Below are 18,604 nucleotides of genomic sequence, written 5' to 3' on the forward strand. Positions count from 1 at the left end.
TGCCAGGGGTCAGCCGGCCGTGCGACCGAGGGCCTGGTTCGTCATGAGCGCGATGATGTCGTACACGACGGTCGCCGCGGCGACGGTGGTGACCTCGGCGTGGTCGTAGGCCGGGGCCACCTCGACCACGTCCGCGCCGACCAGGTTCAGCCCGTCCAGGCGCCGCAGCAGCGCGAGCAGCTCGCGGCTGGAGAGGCCTCCCGCCTCGGGGGTCCCCGTGCCCGGCGCGAAGGCGGGATCGAGCACGTCGATGTCGAGGGAGAGGTAGACGGGGGTGTCCCCGACGCGCTCCTTCACCTGGGCGACAGCCGCGTCGATCCCGATCCGGTCGAGGTCGCTGCAGCGGATGGCCTTGAACCCGAAGTCCCGGTCCTGCCGGAGGTCGATCCGGTCGTAGATGGGGCCGCGGATGCCCACGTGGATCGACTTGTCCTCCGCGAGCAGGCCCTCCTCGAAGCAGCGGCGGAACACCGTGCCGTGGGTCAGCGGGGTCGAGAAGTAGGTGTCCCAGGTGTCGAGGTGGGCGTCGAAGTGCACGAGAGCCACCGGGCCGTGCTTCGCGACCGCGCTCCGGATCAGCGGATAGGCGATGGTGTGATCGCCGCCGATGCCGATGAGGCGCCGCTCCGGGGCATCGCCGCGCACGTCCAGCGCCATCTTCTCCACCTGGGCCATCGCGTCCGTGATGCTGAACGGGGTGCACGCCACGTCCCCGGCGTCGACCACCTGGAGCTCGCCGAAGGGGGCCACATCGAGCTCGACATGGAAGGCAGGACGGAGGTGGCGGGAGGAGGTGCGCACCTGCAGCGGGCCGAAGCGGGCGCCGGGCCGGTACGAGGTGCCGCCGTCGAAGGGGACGCCCAGGACGGCGATGTCGTAGTCGGCGACCTGGTCGATGCGCGGGATCCTGGCGAAGGTCGACTCGCCGGCGAAGCGGGGGACGACCGTGCCGTCGACGGGGCCGACGGGGTCGGGGACTCGGATGCTCATGGGAGGCGCTCCTTCTCAGAGGGTGGGTTCGGTGGAGGTGAGACGAGGACGGGCGGAGGCCGTCGCCGGCGCCGATGACTCGGCGCCGTCGCTCGTCTCGTGGAGGGCGCGGCCGGCCGTCTCCTCGCCCCAGACCAGGGTCACGATGAGGCCGACGACGCTCACCGCTGCACCGGCCAGGAGCACGTACGCGATGCCATGGGCGAGCAGGAGCGGCATGAGGTAGACGGCGATCGCGGCGCCGATGCGGCTCGCGGCGGTGCCGATGCCGACGGCCGTGGCCCGCACCTGGGTGGGGAAGAGCTCGTTGGGCACCACGACCTCGAGGAAGTTCGAGGAGCCCGACAGGAAGGCGAACAGGCAGATCGCCACGAAGATCGCCATCATCGGCAGTCCGGGCACCAGCCCGGCCATCCCCCAGATCACGGCGATGCCGGCGAAGGAGTAGACCAGGAGGGCCTTGCGACCGATGCGGTCGACGAGCAGCAGCCCGGGGATGCCTCCGAGGACGAACAGCGCGGCCAGGAACACCTCGGCGCCGTTGCCCTCGAGGCCCACGGTCGCGAGCACGTCGAAGGAGAACGAGTAGATCGAGAGCATCGGAATGACCTGGCACATCCAGAACAGGCAGACGAAGATCAGCCGGCCCCGGTACGGAGCACGGAACAGGGTTCCCAGCGAGACGCTCCCGGCGCTCTCCTCGTGGCCGAGGTCGGCGCTCGAGTATCCCGGCCCGTAGACCTTCCGGATCGCGGCGTCGGCCTCCTGGACCCGTCCCTTGCTGAGCAGCCAGCGCGGGGACTCGGGGGTGCCGAGGCGGAAGAGAAGGGTGATGATCGCGAAGACCGCGGTGCTCGCGAGCATCCATCGCCAGGCCTCGTCCCCGAAGGCCGCCGTGCAGGCGATCGCGACGATCGGGGCCAGCGTCGCGCCGACGGCCCAGACCACGAAGGTCGCGCCGAGCATCTTGCCGCGATGCCTGCGGGGCAGGTACTCCGCGAGGAGGGAGGTGGCGATCGGATAGTCCGCCCCGATGGCGACGCCGATCGCGAAGCGGAGCAGGACGATCTGCCACACGTCGCCGGCCCAGAAGGTGAGGACCGAGAAGAGGGCGAGGGCGAGGAGGTCGATGATGTACATCGCATGACGGCCCACCTTGTCGGTGACCCAGCCGAACAGCGCACCGCCCACGAAGATGCCCACCAGGGCGGCGGCGGCGATGAGCCCCTTGTCCGCGGCGCTCACCTCGAACGCGGTCCCCATGCTGGCGTAGGTGAACCCGATCATCGCGATCGCGTAGCCGTCGATCAGCGGGCCGCCCGAGGAGTAGGCGGTGAGCTTCTTGTGGAACGAGGTGAGCGGCGCATCGTCGATCACGCCTGATGAGCTGGTCATCGGAGCCTCCTGGGGACGAGCCGGGTGAGAGGGGGCACTCGGCTGGATGCATCGATCATGCGCCTCCGGCGGCGCGCAGCGCGCCGTGCATCCGTATGAGTTCGCTGCACCGATATCGTGCGAATGCACAACCGAGCCCCGGGCGGGCGGACGAGAGGCGGCGGACGATGGTCATGTCGGTGCGCGAGCTGATGGAGATCCCCCACCTGACCCTGCGGCTCCACGCGGGTGCGGCCGGGCTGGACCGCACGATCACCTGGACCCACACCACGGATCTCCCCGAGCCCTGGCGCTGGCTCTCCCACGGCGAGCTGATGATGACCAACGGGATGAGCTTCCCCGCCGGGGCCGCGGAGCAGGTCGAGCTGCTCGACCGTCTGTCCGACGTGGGCGTCGGCGCGCTCGCGATCGGCGAGGAGATGTACTGTCCCCCGCTCACCCGCGACTTCGACGATGCCGCGGACCGCCTCGGCATCCCGGTGCTGTGGATCCGCTACCCGATGCCCTTCGCCGCGATCTCGCGCACCGTCGCGGAGTCGGTCCAGCCCGAGCAGTCCCTGCGGATCAGCCGCACCGCCCGGCTCTACGAGGCGATCCGTCGCACCCCCGGCACGGACATCGACCGCTCCCACACCCGGCGCACCCTGATCTCCGTCCTGGGCAGCGACGTGGACGTCTGCGACGTCCACTCCGGTCGCGCCTACTTCCCCCACGACGACCAGCCGCCGGAGGAGGTGACCCGCGCGATCCGCGGCCCTGTCGGGCTGCTCTCCTCCGGCAACCGGCTCGCGCCGCTGTCCGGGGGAAGGGTCCTGCACATCGTCCCCGTCCCCACCCAGTCCGCCGCCGTGCTCGCCGTGATCAGCCGCTCCGAGACGCCCCCGGACACGCTGCTGCTGCAGCACGCCGCGACGGTGGCGGCGCTCGAGCTCTCCCAGGCGCATCTCGAGCTCGGCAACCGTCAGCGCATCCACGGCGAGCTCGCCGCGGCGGTCCTGGACGCAGGTGCCCGCCGCCAGGGCGCCGCCCGGGAGCTCGGAGAGATCGGGCTGGATCCCGCGCGCTCCCTGGTCGCCGCGGTGGCCTGCGAGGACGAGGAGCGGCTGCGCATGCTCCCCGTGAGCCTGTGGCGGGCGCGGATCCCGTACGCGATGACCCTGCGCGCCGGCTCGCCCGTGCTCATCCTGCCGCAGCGGCCTCATGCCCTCCGGGTGCTCACCGATGCGCTGGGCCGGACCGGACGGACCGGTCTCAGCCGCCCGGTGCGGCGCGGCTCCCGGTATGCCGAGTGCGCCCAGGAGGCGGCCTGGGCGCTGGGGATGGCCCGACGCAGCGGATCCACGAGCGTCCGCTACGGCTCGATGAGCCCGGATCTCGGGCCGACGGACCGGGCGGATGCCCGGGCTCTGGTGGAGCATCGGCTCGGCCCGGTGCTCCGGCACGATGCGGAGCAGGACGGCTCGCTCATGGAGACCCTCGAGGCGTTCCTCGAGCACCGTCGGTCCTGGCAGAGGACGGCGGAGGCGCTGCAGCTCCACCGTCAGACCGTGCACTACCGGATCCGCCGCATCGAGGGTCTGCTCGACGTCGACCTCCACGAGAGCGGCGACCTGGCCCAGGTGTGGCTCGCGCTCCAGGCGAGGCGCTCGCTCGACGGGATGTCCTGACCGCTGCGGCGCGGGCTACGAGGGGACGACCCCATCGGCCCACGCCTCCATCAGCTCCTCGACGCCGGTGCCGTGGGTGCTCGCGCCGAGGGTGCGGCCCAGGGCGCCGGGGGCCTCGAGGTGGAGCACGCGCGGACCGGTGCTCTCCGGGGGCCGACGGCCGAGCAGCACCGCGGTGTCGAGCACCCGGTGGGGGCCGAGCACCCCGTGGCGCGGAGCGGCGCCGTCGAGGTCCAGGTGCTCGAGCAGGAGCGGGGCGCCGTCCGCGTCGCGCGCCTCGAGGGCGCTGGCGAGGTGGCCGCCGCACTCCCCCGTGCGTCCCAGCACGAGGGTCTCGCGCAGGAGCAGATCGGCTCCGGGGCCGAGGGTGATCGTGGTCCGTCGGCGCACGTCGGCCCCGTCGGTCACCACGAAGGGGTGGGCCCTCCACACCAGGCGGGCCCCTTCTTCCAGGTGGATCGAGACGTCGAACCGGCTGGGCGCCCCGGTGCTCTCATAGGCGACCGTGCCGCCGACGTCCTCGATCTCGAGCGTGCAGTCGGTGCCCACGTGCACGTCGACGGAGACCTCGTCACCGCCCAGCAGCGTGGCCCCGGCGGCGACCAGCGCCACCCGGGCGCCGGTCCGGGTCCGGGAGACGAGCCGCGGCTGGAGCAGGCCGGGGACGAGGCGCAGGCGCACCGGTCCGTCGGCCTGCTCGAGCACGATCCGTGTCATCCGGCGTGGGCGTGCTCGTGGGGGTGCTCGTGATCGTGGGAGTGCTCGTCCTCGGCGTGGAAGTGCGGCGCCATCGGCCCGGGGTCCTGCGGGGCGTGGGTGCCCGCGGTGTGGGCGGCGAGCAGCTCCAGCACCCAGGCGCGCAGGGCCGCGACGGTGTCCTCCTGGTGACGGGAGACCCCGAGCACCGGCCCGCCCTCGCGTGCCGCGGTCGCGTCGGCGAGCATCAGCTCCACGTCGACCCCCACGTGCGGGGCGAGGTCGACCTTGTTCACCACCAGCAGGTCGGCGCGGCCGATCCCCGGGCCGCCCTTGCGGGCCACGTCGCCGCCGCCGGCGACGTCGAGCACGAAGATCTGCGCGTCGACCAGCGCCGGGGAGAAGGTCGCGGTGAGGTTGTCGCCGCCGGACTCGACGAGCACCAGGTCCAGCGGGTCGAAGTCCGCCTCGAGGTCCTCGACGGCGGCGAGGTTCGCGGTGACGTCGTCGCGGATCGCGGTGTGGGGGCAGGCGCCGGTCTCGACGGCGCGGATGCGCTCGGGCTCGAGCACCCCGGCGGAGCGCAGGAAGCGGGCGTCCTCGTCGGTGTAGATGTCGTTGGTGATCACGCCGATGCGGATCTCGCCGGCCAGGGCGCGGCAGATCGTCGCGATGAGCGAGCTCTTGCCGGTGCCGACGGGGCCGGCGACCCCCAGCCGGAGCGAGCGGTTCGGGGATCGGTGGGTGTTCTCAGGCACGGAAGAGCCTCCTCGGCAGTGCGGACTGGGCCTCGGACCAGCCCTCGGTCAGGGGTGCCCCCGCGCACGGGATGTGCGTGGGGTCGGTCAGCGCGGCGAGCTCCGCCACGCGGGGTTCCAGGAGCGCGCAGGCCTCGAGCACGAGGGCGGCCGCGGCGCGGGGGTCGCCCGGCTCGAGCTTGAGGAGGGCGGAGGCGATGGTCTGCGCGTCGTCGTAGGCGATCAGGCGCACCAGGTCCTCGGCCTCGAGTCCTGCGGCCGCGGCGACGAGGCCCAGCACGATCGGCCGGGGCCAGGAGCTGTCCCGCCGGTCGGGCACCGGGACCGCGCCGGGCCACAGCACGTCGGCCGCGCGGCGCAGCCCGTCCCCGAGGGCGCCGGCGACCTCGCGCTGGGCGCGGCTCGGGGTGCGGGCCGCCCATTCGGCGCGCAGGCGATCCAGGTCCGAGGCGGGCCCGAGGGCTCGGGCGACGACCGCGGTCCCGGCCTCCACCAGGACCACCGTGCGGATCCGGGAGGCGACGTACCCGGCCACGTCAGTCGGGGCCAGCCCGTCGCGCAGCGCCGCCTCGAGGGCGTTCGAGGAGACGTGCGCGCCGGCGGGCAGGCGGGAGTCCGCGAGCAGCAGGGCGACCGTGAGCGACGCTGAGGCAGTCATCGGGCTCAGAACATCTGGTAGAGCTGGGCCAGCGGCAGCGAGCTGGCGGGTGCCGGTTCGACGAGCTCCCCGTCGATCCGGATCTCGAAGGTGTCCGGGCGGATGTCGATCCGGGGCAGCGCGTCGTTGAGGCGGAGGTCCGCCTTGGTGACGTCGCGGGTCGGGGCCACCGGCAGCAGCTCCCGGGACAGGCCCAGGCGATCGCGCAGACCGTCCTCGACCGCGGAGGGGGCCACGAAGGAGACCGAGAGCGCGTCCCCGATCGCGTCCCCGAAGGCGGGGCGCATCAGCACCGGCTGCGGGGTGGGGATCGAGGCGTTCGGGTCCCCGAGCGCCGCCCACGCGATCACGCCGCCCTTGAGCACCAGCGCGGGTCGCACACCGAAGAAGCGCGGGTCCCAGAGCACCAGGTCGGCGAGCTTGCCCTCCTCGACGGAGCCGATGTGGGCGTCGACGCCGTGGGCGATCGCGGGGTTGATCGTGTACTTCGCGACGTAGCGGCGGGCCCGTTCGTTGTCCGCCGGCATGGTGTCGCCGAGGGAGCCGACGCGGTCCTTCATGACGTGCGCGACCTGCCAGGTGCGGGTGATGACCTCGCCGATCCTGCCCATCGCCTGTGCGTCGGAGGACGTGATCGACAGGGCGCCCATGTCGTGCAGGAGGTCCTCGGCGGCGATGGTCGAGGCGCGTATCCGGGACTCGGCGAAGGCGAGGTCCTCGGGCACGGAGGGCTTGAGGTGGTGGCAGACCATCAGCATGTCGAGATGCTCGGCCACGGTGTTGACGGTGTGCGGGAGGGTCGGGTTGGTCGATCCGGGCAGCACATGGGGCAGGGAGGCGATCTCGAGGATGTCGGGGGCGTGCCCGCCTCCCGCGCCCTCGATGTGGAAGGCGTGGAGGGTGCGGCCGTCCATCGCGGCGATCGTGGACTGCACGAAGCCGGACTCGTTCAGCGAGTCCGAGTGCAGGGCCACCTGCAGGCCGTGCTCGCCGGCGGCGCGCAGCGAGGCGTCGATCGCGGCCGGGGTCGCGCCCCAGTCCTCGTGGACCTTGTACCCGGCGGCGCCGGCGAGGGCCTGCTCGGCCAGCGCCTCGGCGGAGACGGTGTTGCCCTTGCCCAGGAGCAGCACGTTCACGGGCAGGCGGTCCAGGGCCTGATGCATCCGGCCCAGGTGCCAGGCGCCGGGGGTGACGGTGGTGGCGCGGCTGCCCTCCGACGGGCCGGTCCCGCCGCCGCCGATGGTGGTGATGCCGGTGGCCAGCGCCTCGTGGATCTGCGAGGGCGAGAGCAGGTGGACGTGGGTGTCGAAGGCGCCCGCGGTGAGGATCTTCCCCTCCCCGGAGATCACGTCCGTGGAGGGCCCGATGCGCAGCGCGGGGTGGATGCCGTCGGAGATGTCGGGGTTCCCGGACTTGCCGAGCGCGACGATCCTGCCGTCGCGCAGCCCGACGTCGGCCCGGACCACGCCCCACCAGTCCAGGATGATCGCGTTGGTGATCACGGTGTCCGGGGCGCCCTCGGCGCGGGTGGTGGTGCCCTGCCCCATGGACTCGCGGATCGATTTGCCGCCGCCGAACACGGACTCCTCGCCGCCGTCGGTGCGATCCTCCTCGACCTCGATCCAGAGGTCGGTGTCGCCCAGGCGCAGCTGGTCGCCCGTGGTGGGTCCGTAGAGCGCGGCGTAGCGCTCGGCGCTGATGCGCACCATCAGCGCACTCCCCCGTCGTCGGCCGTGGACCGGACCTGCAGCCCCGGCACCCGCCCGGTACCGCCCAGGCGCACCACCGCGACGCGGCGCGAGGCGCCCGGCTCGAACCGCAGCGAGGTGCCCGCGGGGATGTCGAGGCGGAAGCCGCGGGCGGCCTCCCGATCCATGGCCAGGGCCGTGTTCGCATCCGGCAGGTGCAGGTGCGAGCCGATCTGGATCGGGCGGTCGCCGGTGTTCTCGAGGACCAGCTCGGCGGAGTCCTCGGCGCGCTCGCGACGGTTCAGCTCGCGCATCCCGGGGCGCACGCGGAGCGCGCCGGGGCCCGGCCGGTCGGTGATGGGGTCCATGCGCAGTGTCCTCAGTCGATCGGGTGATGCAGGGTGACGAGCTTGCGACCGTCGGGGAAGGTGGCCTCGACCTGCACGTCGGTGAGCATTTCCGCCACGCCCTCCATCACCTGGGTCCGGGCGAGCACCTCACGGCCCATGACCATGAGCTCCTCGACGCCGCGGCCGTCCCGCGCCCGCTCGATCACCCAGGTGCTCAGCAGGGCCACGGCCTCGGGATGGTTCAGCAGCACGCCGCGGTCCAGGCGGTCGCGGGCCACCATCCCCGCGACCGACAGCATGAGCTTCTCGGAATCTGCCGGGGTGAAGCGCATGGCGGCTACTCCTTGGGCAGCACGTGCTGCCCGGTGCGGTCGGTGGTCAGGGCCAGCGAGCTGAGGTAGATCTTCTCGCCGTCGGGGCCGGGGACCGCGGAGGCGATCATGTCCGGACGCTCGAACTCCATCCCGGTGACGGCGCACTCGAGGGTCTCGCCCGAGGGGTTGCCGTGCTCGTCGAACATCGGCAGGTCGATGCCGTCGTCGGTGCGGCGCAGGTAGTAGCGGCCCTGGGTGAGGACGGCCATCAGCGGGGTGGCGAGCACGGCGATGCCGACGGCGAACAGCGGCGAGAAGGGCTGGGCCGCGGCCCCGAAGGCGCCGAAGAAGATCGCGATCGAGAAGCCGCCGGCCAGGGCCAGGGACACGATGCCGACGGGGTTCCAGTCGTAGAGCATGCCGCGGCGGAACTCGGGGCGCACCGGGGACAGCTTCAGCACGTGCTTGTTGATCACGATGTCGGTGGCGACCACGCAGATCCAGGACATCGCGAGATTCGCGTAGAAGCTGAGGATGCCGTTGAGGAAGTCGAACATGTTCGCCTCCATGAGCACCAGGGCGATGCCCAGGTTCACGGCGAGGAACACCAGGCGGCCGGGGTAGCGGCGGGTCACGCGGGTGTAGGAGTTCGTCCAGGCCAGCGACCCGGAGTAGGCGTTGGTGACGTTGATCTTGACCTGGGAGATGACCACCAGGACCACGGCGAGGATCAGCGCGAGCCAGCCCGGCATCAGCTGCTCGTAGGTGACCAGGAACTGCTGCACCGGCTCGTTGGCGAACTCGCGGGCGCCGGGGACGTTGGCCACCAGGTACACGGCCAGGAACATGCCGAGGATCTGCTTGATCGCGCCGAAGATGACCCAGCCCGGGCCGCCCAGGATCGTGGCGGCCCACCAGGAGCGGCGGTTCGCGTCGGTGCGGGGCGGCATGAACCGCAGGTAGTCGATCTGCTCGGCGATCTGGGCGATGAGCGAGAGGCAGACGCCGGCCGCGAGCATCGCGGAGGCCAGGTTCACCCCGGCGCCGCTGTCCCCGGTGTGGGAGAGGAAGGTCTGCACCGAGTCGGGGTGGGAGATGACGAGATAGGCCACGGGGATGACCATGAGGATCAGCCACACCGGGGTGGTGGCGACCTGCAGCTTCGCAAGGGTCTTCATGCCGTAGATGACCAGCGGGAAGATCATCAGCGTGGAGACGAGGTAGCCGATCCAGCGCGGGATCCCCAGGCCCAGGAAGAGGCCCTGGGCCATGATCGAGCCCTCGAGGGCGAAGAAGATGAAGGTGAACGACGCGAAGATGACGTTGGTGATCACCGAGCCGTAGTAGCCGAAGCCGGAGCCGCGCGTGATGAGGTCGAGGTCGAGGTTGTAGCGGGCGGCGTAGTAGGCCAGGGGGAAGCCCGAGAGGAAGATGATCGTCGCCGCGACCAGGATCCCGATGATCCCGTTGAGGGTGCCGTGGGTGAGCGCGATGTTCGCGCCGATCGAGAAGTCCGCGAGGTAGGCGATGCCGCCGAGGGCGCTCGTCGCCACGACCGCCGGGGTCCACCGGCGGTAGGACCGCGGGGCGAAGCGGAGGGTGTAGTCCTCGAGGCTCTCGCGGGTCGCGGCCTGGGCGTCGGCGGAGGGTCCGGCGCCGTCCGGGGCAGGTCTGGTCTCTACGCTCATCACAGCTCCGATCACGGGAGGGCAGTGTGAGGAGGATCTGCCCGGGGACAGCCGCACCGTAGGCGGCGGGTTCCGGTCCGCGCGCGGCCAGGAGGGGCCGTGACCTGTTCGTGACCAGGCGTCTCAGCGGGGCCCGGTCAGGCCGCGATGGTGCGCTCCCAGCGCCGACGCACCAGCGTCAGGAGCGCGTCGCGCCGACGCCGACGGTGCTCGCCGAGCAGCGGCATCGCCGGGACGTGCGGGTGCCGGGCCGCGTCGGCGAAGAAGGCGAGGATCCCGGCGAGCACGTCCGTGCCCTCGCCGAGCGGCCTCCCGTGGCGCACCAGGAGCTCGTCCACGTGCCGGTCCACCTCGAGCGCTCCGTCGGGGTCCTCGATCGAGGAGAGCAGCTGCAGGGCGTCGGCGGTGCGGCTGCCGCGGGAGGCCCATGCCCAGTCGACGAGGCTGACCCTGCCGTCGTCGGCGAGGAGGATGTTGTCCGCGCGCAGGTCGGAGTGGCACAGGGTGTCGCCGTCGAGAGCATCGATGCCCCGCCGGGCGGCGGCCCGCAGCGCGTCGAGATGCGCGGCGATCCAGGGGTCGAGGTCCGCCGGCGGATCGGCGGCGATGCGGTCGAAGCCCAGCATGTCCTCGCCGAGGGTGTCCGTCACGCCGGGCAGATCGGGCACCGGGCACGGCGTGGCGGAGGCCTGGAGCTCGTCGAGCGCGGCGAGCACCGCCGAGAGGTCGCCCGCGGTCCACGGCTCCTCCGGCATCGCGCCCCGGCCCACCTCGGTGACCAGCACGAACCAGTCCCCGTTGGGGAAGGCGTCGACGAGGGCGGGCACCGGGGCGGCCGACGGGATGCGGGCGAGCGCCGCGGCCTCGGACCGGTTCAGCTGCATCGCTCCGGGGTTGTCCTGCTTCCGCACCGCCTTGACGAAAAGGGCGCGGCCCGAGGCGGCCTCGATGATCTCCGCGGAGCTGCGGGAGAAGCCGCCGCTGCACGAGCGGAGGCGGGTGACCGGACCGCCGAGCAGCAGCTCGAGACGTCGATGCACCGAAGTGGGCAGGTCGGCCCAGGTGAGGCGGTGGGTCATGGGGCCGGGTCCCCTGCGGGCCGGGTCGACTCCCGTTCGATGATGCGGGAGCGCAGCAGGGTGATCGAGGGCTCCTCGTCGGGGCTGGCCATCCGCTGGGCGAGCTTGCGGGCGGCGGCCCGGCTGGTGGCGCGCACCGCCTGATGGATGACGGAGACCGACGGGGTGACCAGTCGGGTCCACAGGTCGTCGTCGGTGGCGAGCAGCGCGGGTGCCCCCTCGACGCCGCGGATCGCCTCGAAGGCCCCGGCGGACATGCGGTTGTTGGTGACGTAGACGCAGTCGGCAAGGCCCTCGGCCAGCAGCTCCTCCATGACGGCGCGGCCGGACTCGAGGTGCAGGTCGCCGCGCCGGAGGGCCGTGGGACCGGTCTCGACCCCGAGGTCGCGCCAGGCGGCGAGAAAGCCGTCGGCGCGGTCCTCGGTGGTGCGCAGCGCGGCCGGCCCGGCGATCACCACCGGGGCGCGGAAGCCTCGCTCGTGCAGGTGGCGGGCCGCCTGGCGACCCGCGTCGAGGTTGTCGGTGGCGACCACGTCGGTGTCGGCGCCGTCGATGCCGCGGTCCACCAGCACCACCGGGATCCCGGCATCGGTGAGCGGTCGCAGATCGGTGCGGACGCCGTCCACCGGGACCAGCAGCACCCCGGAGACGCGACGGCTGACCAGCTGCGCGAAACACGCCTGCTCGACGGCGAGATCGTCCTCGGTGTGGGCGACCGTCACCGAGTGGTTCTGGTCGCGGGCGATCCGCTCCACCTCGCTGATGATCTGGGTGAAGTACGGGTTCTCCGCGTCCGGGGCGACCACCGCGATCTGGGAGGTGCCGCCGCGGCGCAGCGAGCGGCCCAGGGCGTTGGGCACGTAGCCCGTGGACCGGACCGCGGCCTGCACCCGTCGGCTGAGCTCCTTGTCGACGGTGGTCGCGCCGTTGATGACGCGGGAGACCGTCGCCGAGGAGACGCCGGCCGTGCGGGCGACGTCCATGATCGTGGGCCGTGCTGACACCATGGGCTGCCCCTCGTTCCGCTCTGTGGACCTGCTCCGCTCAGGATCCGACGATCGTCGCATCGCCGCACAGGTGGACGCCCACCCCGAGGCGGTGGAACAGCGCGGCCTTCGCGGTCAGCGCCCGGTCGGCCGCGTCGGAGTCGTCAGCGTAGACGAGCTGGGCATGGTTGGCCTTGTGCCTGCCCATGAACTGGTCACGGCTCACGCCGTGCAGGACCACGTGGGCGATCGGCCATTCGGGGTTGGTCGCCTCCTTGCGCCGACGGGTCTCCTCCTCGGGCAGCTCGACGACGCTGCCGCGGCCCAGGTCCACGTGCAGCGAGCCGTCCTGCACGTAGACGCGGGACCAGACGATCTCGCCGGGCTTGGAGACGCCGTTGATGGTCGAGCCGCCGGCCGGGAAGAACTCGGGGCCCTGCCGCCATCCCTCGGCGTCGGCGTAGCCGTCGGCGAAGTGGCTGGGCGGCACCGAGCCGGAGATCTCGTAGACCCAGACGTACGTCCCCTCGAACTCCTCGCCCCAGCGCACGTCGTGCAGCGTGGTGGCGGGGTCCATGCCCATCGCGTCCCAGACCCGGTGGGTGACCAGGGCGTCGACCGCGACGCCCTCGTCGACCTCGTTGAAGTTCGGCAGCGCGTGGTCCTCCCAGAGCACGCGGGAGCCGTCGCGGCTGGTGACCGGCGGTCGCTGCACGTTGTTGAGCAGGCCCTCGACCAGGTCGGAGGCGGGGCACACGTCCTTCAGGCCCTGCTGGTACTGGATGCCCACGGCGTCCAGTCCGTAGTCGTCGCTGATCCGCAGGGCGGCGACGTACATCTTGTACTGCCACCGCAGCTGGGTCTCGGTGAGCTCGGTGGCCTCGTCGGTGCCGAGCCGGAAGGTCATCCCGGCCTCCCGCAGCCAGGCGCCGACGGCGTCGGCCTCCTCGTCGTCGACCTCCTGCATCTCCGCCCACAGCGCGGACTGGGAGAGCCGCTCCTTGTAGATGCCCAGAGGGTTGAGCATCTCGTCGTCGATGATCGCGTTGTACATGCCCATGCAGCCCTCGTCGAACACGCCGATGATGGCCTTGTCCGCCATGAGCTGGTCGGCGAGCGCATGGCCCAGCTCGACCTCGGCGGTGCTGGGCAGGGACGGGAGCGCGCGCACGTGGGCGTCGTCGTGCTCGACGGCGCCGGTTCCGAGCCAGGTGGCGATCCCGTCGCGGAACCACTGGTCGGTGCCGTCCACGGTCCACAGCGTGGAGTACTCGCGGCCCATCTTCGTCAGCCCGCCGTTGAGGTTCAGCAGGCCCACCAGGCCCGGCCATTCGGGGGCGAAGTTCGCCAGGGTGAGGATCGGTCCGCGATGGGTGCGCAGCCCGGCTAGTACGTGGTGGCTGTACTGCCAGTTCGCGGTGGCCACGATCAGCGGGGCCTCGGGCGGGATCTCCTTGAACACCTCGATGCCCATCCGCTGGGAGCGGATGAAGCCGTGCCCGCGCTCGGCGTCCTCGTCGAAGGCGCGCCGCACGCTCCACCCGGCCGCGCCGACGACCTCGCCGACGATCCGCTCGAGCTCCTGCTGGTACGGCCAGGCGGGGACGTTGGCGCTCTCGCGCAGGTCACCGCTGGGGATGAGGAAGGCGGTCCGCTCCGGGGCCGGGAGCTGCTCGCGGACGTCGGGCAGCCGGTAGGTGATGGTCATCGGGGTGCTCCCTGGTCGTGGCGTGCTCGGGTCAGGCGCGGGCGGGGCCGGCGGGGCTGTGCGGGCCGGCTCCGCGGCCGAGATGGATCTCCATCGCGTCGAAGGTGGGCGCGGGGGGCCGCGCCGCCGTGGGGCGATCGAGGTAGAACATCGCGGTCGAGGCGATGTCGTCGCGCAGCAGCAGGTACCGCCCCGCGCTCCTCCACCCCAGCGCCTGGATGTCGACGCGGGGCAGGCCGGTGCTGAAGTGGATCGGATCGGCCACGTGCCAGCGGTACATCCCGAAGCGCTGCTGGGAGACGTACAGCCCGTCGGGCCGGATCACCTGCGGCATGCCGAGGTACGGCGTGGAGAAGGCGGTGTACCCCTCTCCGGGGACGTCGAAGTTCCAGGCGCCGCCGAAGTAGTCCTCGGTCCCGGTCCCGGCGATGGTGGGGAACCCGCCCTCGGGCTGGTCCTCGTCCATGTAGAACTTGATCTCGCCCTCGCCCCACCAGCCGTTGGAGTTCACTCCCCAGGCCAGGTAGGTGCCGACGTACTGCCCCTGCCCCTCGATCCCGTCGAGGAGCACGTGCGGCGTCGCCTCGTCCAGCGGGTTCGACCGACGCCACTGGGCGTGGAAGTAGGCGTCCTCGCTGTGGTCGCCGCCCAGCTCGTAGGTCACCTGGTAGTAGACGCGGGCGTCCTGATCGGAGGTGTTCTCGAGGGTGAGGCGGGCCCCTTCGCGGAAGGGCATCGGCCAGTAGGAGTTGAAGCCGCCGTGCGGGTTCGCGGCGACCATCTGGGAGGTCACCTGGGCGAACACACCCCAGCCGTTCGCGAAGAAGTCGCCGTAGGGCACCTCGACCGCCGGCTCCTCCGCCCCGTCCCAGTAGGCGCGCAGCACCAGCTGACGCCAGTGGTCGGTATGGGTGGTGATCCACACGTGGGTGATCACTCCCGCGCTGTCGATGTCGGCGAGGGTGAAGGTCTCCCCCGCCTTCACGTCGACGCTCGGCGAGACCTTCCAGCCCTGGCCGAGATCGCGGGCCTCGCGGGCCCCGGTGCCCTCGGTGGCGCGGCCGCCGCCGGAGACCGAGCCGTCGAAGTTCTCGGGACTGATGGAGCGGGTCTGCACCGGGCGGAGCGCGGCGAGGCCGGCGTGGGCACGCGGCAGGCTGACAGGTCGGTTCACGGGGCACTCCCTGGAGTCATGGTGGGGAACCGGCGTGGACGGCACGGTCGGCACGTCCGGAGTTCGCCACGGTGCGAAAACGTTTACTCAGACGATAGGGCCGCCCACCTCTATCGTCAATTACCCCTGACAAGCATTTTCGGGAGAAGCCGACAAAGACTTCCCGAACCCCGTTGACGGACTGCAGCGCACCGCCTACGGTTCCGAGGAAACGATTACTCCGTTCGTTCACACATCGACGTGTCCCCTCAGGAGGCTCCGCCGTGCGGCTCCGACCCCACCATCCCCACCACTCCCCCGGGTTGTCCAGACGCCGGCTGCTCGGAGGTTCCGCGGCCGCCGTCGGCACCGGGCTGCTGAGCTCCTGCGGCACAGGTTCGGGCGACGACGCCCCGCTCAGCTTCTGGAACTTCTACAGCCCGGCGCCCCAGCAGGACCCGAACCTCGTGGCCCAGTCCGACTGGTTCGCGACCGCGATCCGGCGGTGGAACTCCGCGAACCCGCGCCAGATCGAACCCGTGTACATGACGGGCGACCAGATGAACCAGCGCATGCCGGTCGCCTTCGCCTCCGGCGATGGACCGGACATCTTCCTCATCTCCCCCGGCGACTACCTGCGCTATGCCAACGGCGGAGTGCTCCAGGACCTCGCCCCTCACATGGAGCAGGAGGCGATCGACGACTACTTCCCGCAGGCGCTGGCGACCCGACGGAACGGCGACGGGATCTACGGCCTCCCCATGGAACAGGAGCCCCTGGCGCTGTTCTACGATCCGGATCTCCTGGAGTCCGCCGGCATCTCCCAAGGAGATCTCCCTGCGGACTGGGAGCAGCTCCTGGATCTGGGAGCCCGGCTCAGCACGGGGAACCAGACCGGCCTGGTGCTGGACGTCGATCCCGGCTACTACCAGAACTTCACCTTCTACCCATGGCTCTGGCAGACCGGCGGTGACGTCATCGACCCCGGGTCGCAGGCTCCGATCTTCGACGCCGACGGTCCGCGGGCAGCCCTGGACCTGTACGGCCGCGCCATCGCCAGCGGCGCGACGCCGCGCACGCGACCCGCCAACGGCGACATCGTCGGGGCGTTCTCCTCCCAGTTCGCCGCCTTCTGGCAGACGGGGGTCTGGGACGTCCAGAACCTGCTGCTCAACGCCCCGGACAAGAGCTTCGGCGTGATGCCGCTCCCGCCACCCCCGGGCGGCGAGAAGGTCACCGCGCTCGGCGGATGGGCGTGGTGCGTCAATGCTCGCGGGCGCGATCCGGAGGCGGCGGCGAGGTTCGTCGTCAGCGTCCTGGGCAGCATGGACGAGCAGTCCATCGCGCACAACGCGGCGTGGAACAGCCCCACGATCAAGGGCAACATGCCCGCCAGGGCCTCCGTCGACGCCGCCCTCGATGCGGAGAACGCCTTCGACGACGAACGGTACCGGGTGTTCAGGGAGGACATCCTCCCCACCGGTCGCGCCGAGCCGCGCTTCCCGCCGGTGGTCTACAAGGCGGTCTCCGATGCCCTGCAGGCCGTCCAGCTGGCCGGTGCGGACCCCGCCGAGGAGGCGGAGCGCGCGCAGGCTTCGCTCGAGGGATACCTGGAGACCTATCGAGGAGGGAGCCTGATATGAGCACTCAGGCCACGACGACCGCACCACGACCGGCGACCGAGAGGTCCGAGCCGACCCGCCCGCAGCCCCTCGGCCGACGACAGCGGGAGACCCGAGCGGCGCTGCTGTTCCTGGCCCCGGACGCGCTCGGGCTGATCGTCTTCGTCGCACTGCCGATGCTGCTGTCCGTGGTCCTCGGGTTCTTCTGGATCGACGGATTCGGCAACGTCGACTTCATCGGCGTCGACAACTACGTGCGCATGGCCCAGGACCCCCAGTTCTGGAACAGCGCTCGCGTCACCCTCATCTACCTCGTCGTGCTCGTCCCGCTCATCTTCGTCACCGGCCTGGGCCTCGCGCTGCTCGTGCAGCAGAAGTTCCCCACCGTCGGCTGGATCCGCAGCGCCCTGTTCATGCCCTACGTGGTCTCGATCGTCGTCGTCTCGATGGTCTGGCAGTTCATGCTCACCGACCGCACCGGCGTGGTCGCGGCGGCGCTGGCCTGGATCCGGCTGGACGGCATCTCGTTCCTCGGCGACCCCCGTTTCGCCCTCGGCACGGTGATCGTCGTGACGATCTGGCTGCAGATGGGCTATTACATGATCATCTTCCTGGCCGGGCTGCAGGACATCCCCGGCGAGCTGTATGAGGCGGCCCGGATCGACGGGGCCCGCCCCTGGGCCAGGTTCCGCCGGATCACGCTCCCGCTGCTGGCGCCGACCAGCTTCTTCGTGCTTCTGACCTCGATGGTCGCGGTGGTCACCGGCGGCCTGGACATGATCTTCGTCCTGACCAACGGCGGTCCGGCGAACTCCACGTCGCTGCTGATCTTCTACATCTACCAGCAGGCCTTCCTGTTCGGCGATCTGGGCTACGCGGCCGCCATCGGCTCCGTCCTGGTGGCGGTGCTGCTGATCATCTCCGCGGCGATGTTCGTCGTGACCCGAGGAGGACGGTTCACCCATGACGACTGACACCACTGCTCTTGCGCCGACCACCGGCGCCGGGTCCTCCCAGCTTCGCCCCCGGCGACGGCGGCGCCCCGGCCGCTGGGGGCTCCTCGCCATCGGGGTGGTGCTGGCTCTGCTGACCGTCTTCCCGCTGGTCTGGATGGTGATGGGCTCGGTGAAGACTCCGGAGGAGGTCAACTCGCCGTCGCTCATCCCGTCGACGGTGACCTTCGAGAACTACGTGTACGTGTTCTCCCAGGTCCCCTTCGCCCGCTACCTGTTCAACAGCTTCTTCATCTCGAGCGCCATCACCGTGCTCGCGCTGTGGTTCCACTCGATGGCGGCCTACGCGCTGGCGCGGCTGGACTTCCCGGGCCGCGAGCGGATCTTCCTCGCGATCTTCGCGACGATGCTGGTCAGCGCTCCAGTGACCATCATCCCGACCTTCATCATCGTGCGCACTCTGGGAATGGTGGACAACTACGCGGGCCTCATCGTCCCCGCGATCTTCAACGCCTTCGGGATCTTCCTGCTGCGGCAGTTCTACATCTCGCTGCCGGACGAGCTGGAGGAGGCCGCCCTCGTGGACGGGGCGTCGTACTGGACCATCTACTGGCGGATCGTCCTGCCGCTGTCCCGGCCCATCCTGTCAGCGCTGGCGGTGTTCTTCTTCCTCGCGAACTGGAACTCGTTCGTCTGGCCGATGACGGTCACGTCGGATCCCCGGCTGCGGGTGGTCCAGCTCGGCATCCAGAGCTTCCAGCAGCAGTACGCGGCGGACTGGAACTACATCCTGGCGGCCTCGACCGTCGCGGCTCTGCCGACGCTCGCGATCTTCTTCGTCTTCCAGAAGCAGATCGTCGCCTCGATCAAGACCTCCGGGCTGAAGTAGACCCGGCGGA

At 71.2% G+C, this 18,604-nt stretch carries 17 protein-coding genes; 4 read left to right on the forward strand and 13 right to left on the reverse strand.

Features of this window, described 5'->3' with window-relative positions; all coding sequences use genetic code 11:
- Nucleotides 1-9: 9 nt before the first annotated feature.
- Both speB and CFK41_RS13880 read right to left on the reverse strand, forming a co-directional pair.
- Complete coding sequence (gene speB, locus CFK41_RS13875) at nucleotides 10-990, reverse strand: agmatinase (RefSeq protein ID WP_096800201.1); 981 nt, start codon at nucleotides 988-990, stop codon at nucleotides 10-12.
- A gap of 15 nt (nucleotides 991-1,005) precedes the next feature.
- A complete protein-coding gene (locus CFK41_RS13880) occupies nucleotides 1,006-2,385 on the reverse strand; it encodes an MFS transporter (RefSeq protein ID WP_096800202.1) in 1,380 nt (459 codons plus the stop codon).
- Between the two features lie 167 nt (nucleotides 2,386-2,552).
- Between CFK41_RS13880 and CFK41_RS17780 the strand changes: the two genes are divergently transcribed.
- Nucleotides 2,553-4,052, forward strand: a complete 1,500-nt coding sequence (locus CFK41_RS17780; protein ID WP_169928819.1) for a PucR family transcriptional regulator — start codon at nucleotides 2,553-2,555, stop codon at nucleotides 4,050-4,052.
- A gap of 15 nt (nucleotides 4,053-4,067) precedes the next feature.
- On the opposite strand, the gene CFK41_RS13900 is transcribed toward CFK41_RS17780, so the two are convergent.
- The 11 genes from CFK41_RS13900 to CFK41_RS13950 form a co-directional block, all read right to left on the reverse strand.
- A complete protein-coding gene (locus tag CFK41_RS13900; RefSeq protein WP_096800205.1) occupies nucleotides 4,068-4,769 on the reverse strand; it encodes an urease accessory protein UreD in 702 nt (233 codons plus the stop codon).
- Complete coding sequence (ureG, locus tag CFK41_RS13905; protein ID WP_096800206.1) at nucleotides 4,766-5,506, reverse strand: urease accessory protein UreG; 741 nt, start codon at nucleotides 5,504-5,506, stop codon at nucleotides 4,766-4,768. Before ureG ends, CFK41_RS13900 begins: the two co-directional genes overlap by 4 nt.
- On the reverse strand, nucleotides 5,499-6,164 hold the full coding sequence (locus tag CFK41_RS13910) for an urease accessory protein UreF (RefSeq protein ID WP_096800207.1): 666 nt from the start codon (nucleotides 6,162-6,164) through the stop codon (nucleotides 5,499-5,501). The genes ureG and CFK41_RS13910 overlap by 8 nt, the downstream gene beginning before the upstream one ends.
- A 5-nt stretch (nucleotides 6,165-6,169) precedes the next feature.
- Entirely contained in the window at nucleotides 6,170-7,873 is a 1,704-nt protein-coding gene (locus CFK41_RS13915; RefSeq protein ID WP_096800208.1) for an urease subunit alpha, read from the reverse strand.
- Nucleotides 7,873-8,220 (reverse strand): urease subunit beta, encoded by a 348-nt coding sequence (locus CFK41_RS13920; RefSeq protein ID WP_096800209.1) that lies wholly within the window; start codon nucleotides 8,218-8,220, stop codon nucleotides 7,873-7,875. Before CFK41_RS13920 ends, CFK41_RS13915 begins: the two co-directional genes overlap by 1 nt.
- Before the next feature lie 11 nt (nucleotides 8,221-8,231).
- Complete coding sequence (locus tag CFK41_RS13925; RefSeq protein WP_096800210.1) at nucleotides 8,232-8,534, reverse strand: urease subunit gamma; 303 nt, start codon at nucleotides 8,532-8,534, stop codon at nucleotides 8,232-8,234.
- A gap of 5 nt (nucleotides 8,535-8,539) precedes the next feature.
- Complete coding sequence (locus CFK41_RS13930) at nucleotides 8,540-10,204, reverse strand: purine-cytosine permease family protein (protein ID WP_096800211.1); 1,665 nt, start codon at nucleotides 10,202-10,204, stop codon at nucleotides 8,540-8,542.
- 137 nt (nucleotides 10,205-10,341) lie between these two features.
- Nucleotides 10,342-11,283, reverse strand: coding sequence for a phosphotransferase (locus tag CFK41_RS13935; protein ID WP_096800212.1), 942 nt, complete (start codon nucleotides 11,281-11,283; stop codon nucleotides 10,342-10,344).
- Nucleotides 11,280-12,290 (reverse strand): LacI family DNA-binding transcriptional regulator, encoded by a 1,011-nt coding sequence (locus tag CFK41_RS13940; protein WP_169928820.1) that lies wholly within the window; start codon nucleotides 12,288-12,290, stop codon nucleotides 11,280-11,282. The genes CFK41_RS13935 and CFK41_RS13940 overlap by 4 nt, the downstream gene beginning before the upstream one ends.
- A 37-nt stretch (nucleotides 12,291-12,327) precedes the next feature.
- The gene (locus tag CFK41_RS13945) at nucleotides 12,328-13,977 is read right to left on the reverse strand and encodes a fucose isomerase (protein ID WP_096800214.1); all 1,650 of its coding nucleotides are present in this window, start codon (nucleotides 13,975-13,977) and stop codon (nucleotides 12,328-12,330) included.
- A 31-nt stretch (nucleotides 13,978-14,008) separates the two neighbouring features.
- Nucleotides 14,009-15,151, reverse strand: coding sequence for a glycoside hydrolase family 172 protein (locus tag CFK41_RS13950; protein ID WP_227873091.1), 1,143 nt, complete (start codon nucleotides 15,149-15,151; stop codon nucleotides 14,009-14,011).
- A 302-nt stretch (nucleotides 15,152-15,453) separates the two neighbouring features.
- Between CFK41_RS13950 and CFK41_RS13955 the strand changes: the two genes are divergently transcribed.
- From CFK41_RS13955 to CFK41_RS13965, 3 genes are read left to right on the forward strand one after another with little or no spacing between them, the layout of a single operon-like run.
- A complete protein-coding gene (locus CFK41_RS13955; protein ID WP_151904763.1) occupies nucleotides 15,454-16,773 on the forward strand; it encodes an ABC transporter substrate-binding protein in 1,320 nt (439 codons plus the stop codon).
- The gene (locus CFK41_RS13960; RefSeq protein WP_096800216.1) at nucleotides 16,770-17,726 is read left to right on the forward strand and encodes a carbohydrate ABC transporter permease; all 957 of its coding nucleotides are present in this window, start codon (nucleotides 16,770-16,772) and stop codon (nucleotides 17,724-17,726) included. Before CFK41_RS13955 ends, CFK41_RS13960 begins: the two co-directional genes overlap by 4 nt.
- Entirely contained in the window at nucleotides 17,716-18,594 is an 879-nt protein-coding gene (locus CFK41_RS13965; RefSeq protein ID WP_096800217.1) for a carbohydrate ABC transporter permease, read from the forward strand. The genes CFK41_RS13960 and CFK41_RS13965 overlap by 11 nt, the downstream gene beginning before the upstream one ends.
- Nucleotides 18,595-18,604 lie beyond the last annotated feature (10 nt).

This window comes from Brachybacterium ginsengisoli, assembly GCF_002407065.1.
GTDB lineage: Bacteria > Actinomycetota > Actinomycetes > Actinomycetales > Dermabacteraceae > Brachybacterium > Brachybacterium ginsengisoli.